Source organism: Micromonospora sp. CB01531 (genome assembly GCF_001905095.1).
GTDB lineage: Bacteria > Actinomycetota > Actinomycetes > Mycobacteriales > Micromonosporaceae > Micromonospora.
The window spans coordinates 1-7,569 of sequence record NZ_LWLS01000018.1; the positions used below are offsets into that span (position 1 = coordinate 1).

Below are 7,569 nucleotides of genomic sequence, written 5' to 3' on the forward strand. Positions count from 1 at the left end.
ACCGGCCACCTATTTGCGAGACAGAACACTAGTGATCGTCTTCGCGTTCTGGCGGGCAGACCATCCCTTTCCGGATGACCTGGGCAAGGTCTTCGTCGCCAGGATCCCACCGGAAGAGTTCGTGGCCACCGTCGAGGAAGCAGCCGATCTGCTGGACATCGGGTTGGTTAACGTCGATCCGCCCCGGTGAGCGAACCGCCACGCCCTAACGCGTCAAGCTCACCTCGACGCGCGTACTGGCGCTGCCGGAACAGGCTGAGCCGGCTTTCGTGTCACGGACCGCACTCCCGGCGGACACCGCCACAGTGGCGCGGTTGACCCAACCTCGCCCAGCACGGACCCGGCTCCCGGGGTCGGAGCTGGCCACCGCCGGCCACCCTCCCCCGCCCAGGTGAGCGGTTGACCTGACCCTGAGCGGCTGCGGAGCCGGATCCTGGACGACCGGCATACCGTCGCGCGGCCACCGCCCCCATGCTTGGGGCTTGCCGCGCCGACCCGGCGTGCCCTTCCCTGCGCCGCGGTGAGGCGCGGCGGGTCTCTCGTGACCTCGGGCGGCCCTTGATGTCCTGGCCCAATGGCACGCTAATGGCACGACCGACAGGCGGAGGGATGATGCCGTTCAACCGAGAAACCGCAGCCCGGCTGGCCGAGCGGCGCCTGGCAGAGTGGCTGTCCACGGCAAGGTACGCCGATCTGCTCGGTTGGGAGGAGTCCGGCAAGCAGGACCGGCGGGAGCTCATCGCGGATGACGGGAAGCTCTACCAAGTGGTCACCTACGTGCTTCCTGACGGGGATGGCCGGCTGCGCCTCGTCGCTGCCGTCGATGACGGTGGCTGGTCGGCCGTCGCCCCGTTGACTCGGGACAAGATCATGAACCCGGACGGCCGCCTGGTGGAGCCTCTGGACCGGCCTTCTGGCCCGTAGGAACGTCCCGCATCCGCCGTCACCCGCCTCGCCTGCCCGCTGGCTCGTGGCCAGCGTTCATCCGGTGGCGACCGTTGGCCTCGTGCTGGGATCAGCGAGCGTCAGTTTTGGAAGAGCGTGCTCAAGCGGTCGTGATGCCCGAAACACCTGCGGGCGGCGGCCGGCCCCGTTGCGTCTCGTGCCCGCTCGTGCCCGCGCGCCACGGTTACTGGCCCACGGATGGCCCGGTACTCATGGTTGTCGCCGCTATGCCCCCGTCCCCCGATAGGTGCCAGATCCTCGGCTCTCGGTCGGGGTCAAGGGTGGCCGTAGGCCATCGGCGTAGCCGACGCGAAGCGCCCTTGACGCCAGCCGAGAGGCGTGGAGAGTCGAGCACCGCGGGACGGGACACTAGCCAGCGTCTGGTCGTGTCGCGCTGGATGCCGTGGCGGCACGCCGTATTGAGGGGTGAGCGAGATAAATGACTGACCACCTGCGGCCCCGCCACTGCGGTCCGGTGTCTTCGACAGTGACCGCAGCATCGATCGTGAATTCACTCGGCACGTAGCCCAAGGTCCGTGCCTCGTAGTCGGCGATCATGTCCTCAATGTCCTCGTCTGCCTCTGCGGTGCGTCGGGCAAGTGCGACATGGAAGGTCACGCCGTCGCTACGGGATTCGACGGCGATGCCGAGCACGTCCGGGCCGATCAGCCCGAGGGATACCTGAACTGCCTCCAAGACGGTCTCGTTGCGCCGGATGCGTTCTAGGTCACCGTCGGCCTCGGGTGTAATCTCCGGGTGTTCATCGTTCGCCGTCACGCCCTCATCCTGCATGGCAACCTCGTGAGCGTGGCCGGCTGGCCCGGCCGATGCCGGCCGGAGGTCGCCAGCAGGCCGGGCCGGGCCGGTGCGGCCCGCTTTGCGGGCCGCCTTGATCCTTAAGAGGCGAATTCGGCAGTTGGGAGCATGCACAGGAGCATGCACAGGAGTGTCGTGTCACGGGAGATGCTTGACAGTGGCGTCCCACCAGATGTTTGACAAGATCCGGGAATTGAGGTGCCAACGGCCTGGATGAGGTCGACTACGCTCCTGACATGTTGGCCGCGCTCTTCGCCGTCACGGTCCGCCACCGGCGGCTGATCCTCTCCCTTTCGCTTGTCCTGGCCGTGGGCCTGGCCTGGGGCCGTCGGCTGTCAGACTGGCTGGACTTGATCCTGCTTATCGCGACCATCCTCACCGCCGTGCTGGGCGCGCTTGCCCTGCGTCGATCACGTCCGGCGGCCTTACTGGTCAAGCCCGAGGTCCGGGCGTTCGCCACCGCACCGAGCGCGTCCCAGATCCTCATCGCCGTGACGCTCACGTTCTTGACCTCGCATTTGCTGGGCACTCGCTACCTTGGCGAAGTCTTCGGGGGCCTGTTCATGGTGTTGCCGTTCCTGCTCCTCGTCGCCGTCGGTGTACAGGTCGCCAGCGGCTGGCGCGGCATTTCGATCGAGTTGCGACCGGAGGGTGTCTGTCAACGCGATGTCACCGGCTCCTTGATGGTGCCGTGGGAGGCCCTGGCACCCGGCCGCCCGTTCCAGCCCGCAGTCGGCGCCGCCACCCTGGCCCTGACCTACGCACAACCGGACCTGGTACGCCGCCGCGGCATCCTCCCCCTGGGCCGGCGACGGCTGCGCATCGACAACGTCCACCCGTGGTTCATCGCCGACGCGATCCGGTACTACGTCGATCACCCGCAGCACCGGGCGGCGATCGGCGAACCATCTGAATACCAACGGCTCTGGCATGCGTTGATGTCTGCGCCCACTGGCCTCGGCCATGGGCACGCTTCCTAGGCCCACTGTCAAACAGGTGCTGGGACGGATTCGTCAAGCATGTGATGGGACAGGAGCATGCACAGGAGCATGCACAGGATGTAATCCGACAGCTGATGTGCGACGCAGCTCCGCCAGGTGATGTGCGACAGAACCAGCGGCCAGGTGCGGCACCACGGTCGTACCGATGCGCGGGGACAGCGGTGAGGATCGGGACGGTCGCCCTACGGGACAGGACAGCGGCGGGCGTGGCCGGCCCCGGGCAGAGGTGGGCTGATGACGCGGAGATCGGTAACTCCGGATGCTGAGCCAATCAGCAATACGAGCAAGGATGCGAGCCGAACGGGCCCTTCGGGTGACCGTTCGGGTCCGGTTCGCAGCCGGACCCCGGCGAAGGCATGCCATCAGCGGGCTTCTGTCGATCCAATTCGATGACTAGCGTCCGAGATGGACTGGCGCCAATGACGGCGCCGGTGGACCCCATCCGGGAAGGATCAGACATGGTCGTTGGGCAACGTCGGCGGGGTGGTGTGAGGCGTGCCGCGGTCGCCGGGTTCGCGGCGCTGGTCACGGTGGCGGCGGGTGTTCCGGCATACGCGGACGATCGGCCGGTCAAGCGACCGAAGCCGGTGGCCGGGGTGCACGCCGGGCAGGCGGGGATCAAGACCTTTGCCTCCCAGGAGGCGGCGGCGCGGATGGCGCCGTACGGGTCGGTGGCTGCGGGCGAGTACAGCGACGCCCTGGCCGACCTGAAGGGTCTACGCGGCACCGACTCGCGCTGGTACGAGGTGACCGACAAGGCGTACGACGCCGACGACCCGAACTACCGGGACCCGGAGTTCTCCAACTCCGGTGGCGGCGCCGGGGTGGTGGCGGGCCGGGTCACCGGCCTGGCGGCCGGGAACGGCTGGACGTTCGCCGGTGGCGCGAACGGGGGCGTGTTCCGCAAGAAGCTCGGCAACGGCGGGACGTGGCAGCCGATCTCCGACGGCATCCTCGCCCTGTCTACCGGCGACCTCGTCTACGACGCCAAGGCCGACACACTTTGGTACGCGACGGGTGAGGCGAACACCGGCGCCACCAGCTACGCCGGGGCCGGGGTGTACCGGCTGCGGAAGGCCAGCACCGCGCGCGGCTTCTCCCAGGCGGACCGGGTCGGCGGGGATGAGCTGGAGTCGCGCAGCATCAACCAGCTGAAGTTCGACGGCGCCGGGTGGGTGTACGCGGCGACCAGCCGTGGCCTGTGGCGGCACTCGACCGACCCGAAGCGGCACAGTGAACGGTGGCAGCTGCTGTTTCTGCCCAACCCGGCCTCCGACACGGACATCACCAGGCCGTACGACAACATTATCAACGACGTGCTCATTCAGCCCGGCACGCACGGCACGACCGTGCTGATCAACGCCGCGTGGCGTTCGGGCGCGGCCTACAACGGCTACTACCTGTCCACCAGTGGCGGCCAGGCGGGCAGCTTCACCCGGGCCAACCTGACCGGCGACATCAACAACGCCGACGTCGGCAACGCCGAGTTCGCCACGTCGGCCGACGGCAAACACCTGTACCTGGTGCAGTCGAGCCCGGCCGGGCTCGCCGCCGGTGCGAGCGCCCTGGCCGGTGTCTACCACTCCACCAACGGCGTGCTCGGTCCGTGGACCCGCATCGCGGACTCCGTCAAGCTGGAGAACTCCGGATCGGCGATCGGCGCCTTCATGGATTACCCGCCGGGTGTGCAGGCCTGGTACAACAACTTTGTCGAGGTCGACCCGACCAACCCCCGGCACGTATACGTGGGGCTCGAGGAGGTCTACGAGACCGAGGACGCCGGCGCGACGTGGAAGACCATCGGCCCGTACTGGAACTTCGGGTTCCCCTGCTACGACCCGTCGATCCCGTCGGGCGGCTGCCCGTCCACCACGCACGCCGACCAGCACTCCATCGCCATCTCCGGCGGCACCGTCCTGGTCGGCAACGACGGCGGCGTCTACTCCCGCCCGCTCGCCCCGGCGGCCAGCAAGGAGGACTCTGCCGGGCACGCCACCGACTGGACCAACCACAACGCCACCCTGCGCACCCTGCAGTACTACTCCGTCGGCACCGGGCGTGACCCGAACGGTCGCGGCTGGGCCGTGGCGGGCGGCCTACAGGACAACGGCGGGTCGCTGCTGCGCGGCGGGGCGCGGAAGATGGTCAGCCCGTTCGGCGGCGACGGGGGCGACATCATCGTCAACCCGCGCAACGGCTGCCAGATCCTCGACGAGTACGTCTTCCTGGCGCTGTGGCTGACCACCAACTGCGGGCAGAGCGACGGCTCCGCCAGGGCGATCTTCGACGTCACCGTGCCGGACATCAACGCCCGCTTCACCGCGCCGTTCCGCGTCATCCGCGGCTCGAAGAACGTCCGCGACGGGGCGAGCGAGCGGTGGGTGGCCGGCGGCAACTCCTTCTGGCGGCACGACCTCGCGTTCGCCTACAGCCCGGCGGAGGCTGCCGCCGACGACGCCAACGGCTGGCAGCCGCTCTACACGCTGGACAGCACCGGCGCCCGACTCATCGTCGGCGTGGATGCCGTCGCCAACCCGGCCGCACCAGCGGACCCGGCCAAGGACACCTACCTGGCGGCCTGGTGCGGCCAGGCCAACTGCAACAGCGCCGGCTTCACCCGAGGCGTAGCCACCAACTGGGGCGGCACCTGGACTGAGCTGGACATGACCGGCCTGCCCAACCGCTACCCCAACGCGGTGACCTTCGACCCGAACGACCCCACCTACTCCACCATCTACCTCGTGTTCAACGGCTTCAACCGACGCTTCATCGAAGGACCGGGCGCCGGCGTCAAGCACGTCTACCGGGGCCAGCTCACCAAGACCGCCGCCGGCGTCTCGGTCGCCTGGACCGACCTGTCCGTCGGGTTCCCGGACGTGCCCGCCACGGACGTGGTCGTGGTCGGCGACAAGCTCGTCGTCGGCACCGACCTCGGCGTCCTCGTCGCCGACCGACGCGCCACCCCCGATCGCATCACCTGGCGGCGCATCGGCGCGAACTCCGGCACCTCCAAGTACGCCCTGCCGCTGACCGCCGTGTTCGACCTGCACATCAGCGGCGACGGCAACCTCTACGCCGCCACCCACGGGCGCGGCATCTGGAAGACCCCGCTGAAGTCGCTGTAACGACGCAACCGGACAGGCCCGCCCGACCCGATCGGGCGGGCCTGTCGCCACCCGGAACCGCTCCTGCGGGCGTACCGTCAGAACACCATGACCCGCGCGCGGACCCTGCTCACCGCGGCCGTCGTGACCACCACGCTCACGGTCGCCGGCTGCGCCGACGACCGCGCCCCGAACAGCGGGCCTGCCTCGACTGCGGTCGCAACCTCGAGCACCACCACCGCGTCACCCGCCGCGACGACCGCGGGCGCACCGACTCAGCAGGCGAGCCGGCCATCGACCCCCGGCTTCAGCGAGGCGCCCCGATCAGACAGCACGAGGAAGGCCGAGCCGACGAACCCGCCTGTCGATGACCGGACCGGCGATCTCTTCCCCGGGCGCCGGACCATCACCGGCACCGTCGGACGCACGGACGAGTGGATTCTGCTCCGCACCGACGACGCCACCTGGGCGCTGCTCGGCCGGCGGGCCGAAACCCTCCGCGCGGGCAGCACGGCGACCGTCACCGGGACGACCGCACGGTGCCCCGCCGGCTGCCCTGCCGATCACGCGATTTCCGTGTACAGCGCGCGCTGATCACCCTGGTTACTGACGGAATGTCACCTCCCGCAGCACGCTGCAGACGCGATCCACCCGGCCGGCCCGCGGCCGAATTGGGTCTCTCCAACAAAATCCACCATGTGGCCCGCTGGTGGAACCAAAAGCTGGGCCGGCCGACCCGGCGCGGCGTATGACTCGCCCGCGAGGTCTGGTGGCATGTCGTCGCCAGGGCAGCCGACAGGTTCCGAAGCCCCGGAATGTATTGGCTTATAGCCGTCAGCATATCGACCATCTTTAATCAGTGCTGATAGGATCGGCGTCAGCATGTATTGGCTCAACTGATTGGAATGTGGAGGCCGAATGGAAACATTGCTTGACCTGGCCCGGACGCTGGCATCGGATCAGTTCGGCGAGCAGGGCCTGGCCGAGGTCAGAAACATCGAGCAGGAGTTCGTCGAGGTGGTCACATTCGCACCGGCGGATGAGATTGTCGCCGTGCTCCATACCGTGATCGACGAGAATTGGATTGGCCTACCGGTGTGGGCGCGCAATCTCGCGTACCGGATCGCCTGTCTACAGAGGCCAGACGATGTGGCTCTGCTGAGAGAGGCGGCGACGGACCTGCGAAATTTCGGTCCCGACTGGAATGACATCGCCTCAGCCATGAAGGAAAGAGCGGAGTCGCTGGAGAAGAATCAGGATTGAGAATGGCGACGACGCCGTGTGGACATCCGGTGGGCATCGTTCCGTGATGGGTGTCCCTATTTGCTGTCGTGTGGCAGGGGCACCACAGTGGCCCACGGCCGCGCAGACGGACGCTGCCTGCGCCCTTCGGAAACCCGGCCGCAGGCGCTGACGTGCGACTTTGCCCGCTGTGGGATCGATGAACGGCGGCATGTTGCCGGCCATGATCCTGTCGTTCGGCTATCTGATTCTTCGTCAGGCGCTTCAGTTGATCATCCTGTTGGCCCGCGGTGGGGCACGCGAACGCGGTCGAGGTGGTCGTGTTGCGGGCATCAGGTGGCGGTGCTACGTCGGCAGGTGCGCCGGCTGGATCTGTATCCGGTCGACCGGGCTCGATGGAGCCGATCGGCTCGTCGTACGACAACGCCCCTAGCCTCGGCCCTTCGTTAAGGGCTGTCCAA

Annotated in this window: 6 protein-coding genes and 1 pseudogene; 6 read left to right on the forward strand and 1 reads right to left on the reverse strand. The window is 68.1% G+C overall.

What is annotated here, in order from left to right; genetic code table 11:
* Positions 1-190 (forward strand): annotated as a pseudogene (locus tag A6A27_RS05055) (hypothetical protein); the annotation flags it as partial.
* 422 nt (positions 191-612) lie between these two features.
* Positions 613-924, forward strand: a complete 312-nt coding sequence (locus A6A27_RS05060; protein ID WP_083672436.1) for a hypothetical protein — start codon at positions 613-615, stop codon at positions 922-924.
* A 390-nt stretch (positions 925-1,314) separates the two neighbouring features.
* Here the strand turns inward: A6A27_RS05060 and A6A27_RS05065 are convergent, their stop codons facing one another.
* Entirely contained in the window at positions 1,315-1,722 is a 408-nt protein-coding gene (locus A6A27_RS05065; RefSeq protein WP_143193891.1) for a hypothetical protein, read from the reverse strand.
* Between the two features lie 275 nt (positions 1,723-1,997).
* On the opposite strand from A6A27_RS05065, the gene A6A27_RS05070 reads away from it, so the two are divergent.
* The 4 genes from A6A27_RS05070 to A6A27_RS05085 all read left to right on the forward strand — a co-directional run bounded on the left by A6A27_RS05070 (position 1,998) and on the right by A6A27_RS05085 (position 7,129).
* Entirely contained in the window at positions 1,998-2,741 is a 744-nt protein-coding gene (locus tag A6A27_RS05070; RefSeq protein ID WP_073833334.1) for a hypothetical protein, read from the forward strand.
* A 479-nt stretch (positions 2,742-3,220) separates the two neighbouring features.
* Complete coding sequence (locus tag A6A27_RS05075) at positions 3,221-5,887, forward strand: glycosyl hydrolase (protein WP_143193892.1); 2,667 nt, start codon at positions 3,221-3,223, stop codon at positions 5,885-5,887.
* A gap of 87 nt (positions 5,888-5,974) precedes the next feature.
* Positions 5,975-6,460, forward strand: a complete 486-nt coding sequence (locus tag A6A27_RS05080; RefSeq protein ID WP_073833337.1) for a hypothetical protein — start codon at positions 5,975-5,977, stop codon at positions 6,458-6,460.
* Between the two features lie 324 nt (positions 6,461-6,784).
* The gene (locus A6A27_RS05085) at positions 6,785-7,129 is read left to right on the forward strand and encodes a hypothetical protein (protein WP_073833338.1); all 345 of its coding nucleotides are present in this window, start codon (positions 6,785-6,787) and stop codon (positions 7,127-7,129) included.
* The last annotated feature ends 440 nt before the right edge of the window (positions 7,130-7,569 follow it).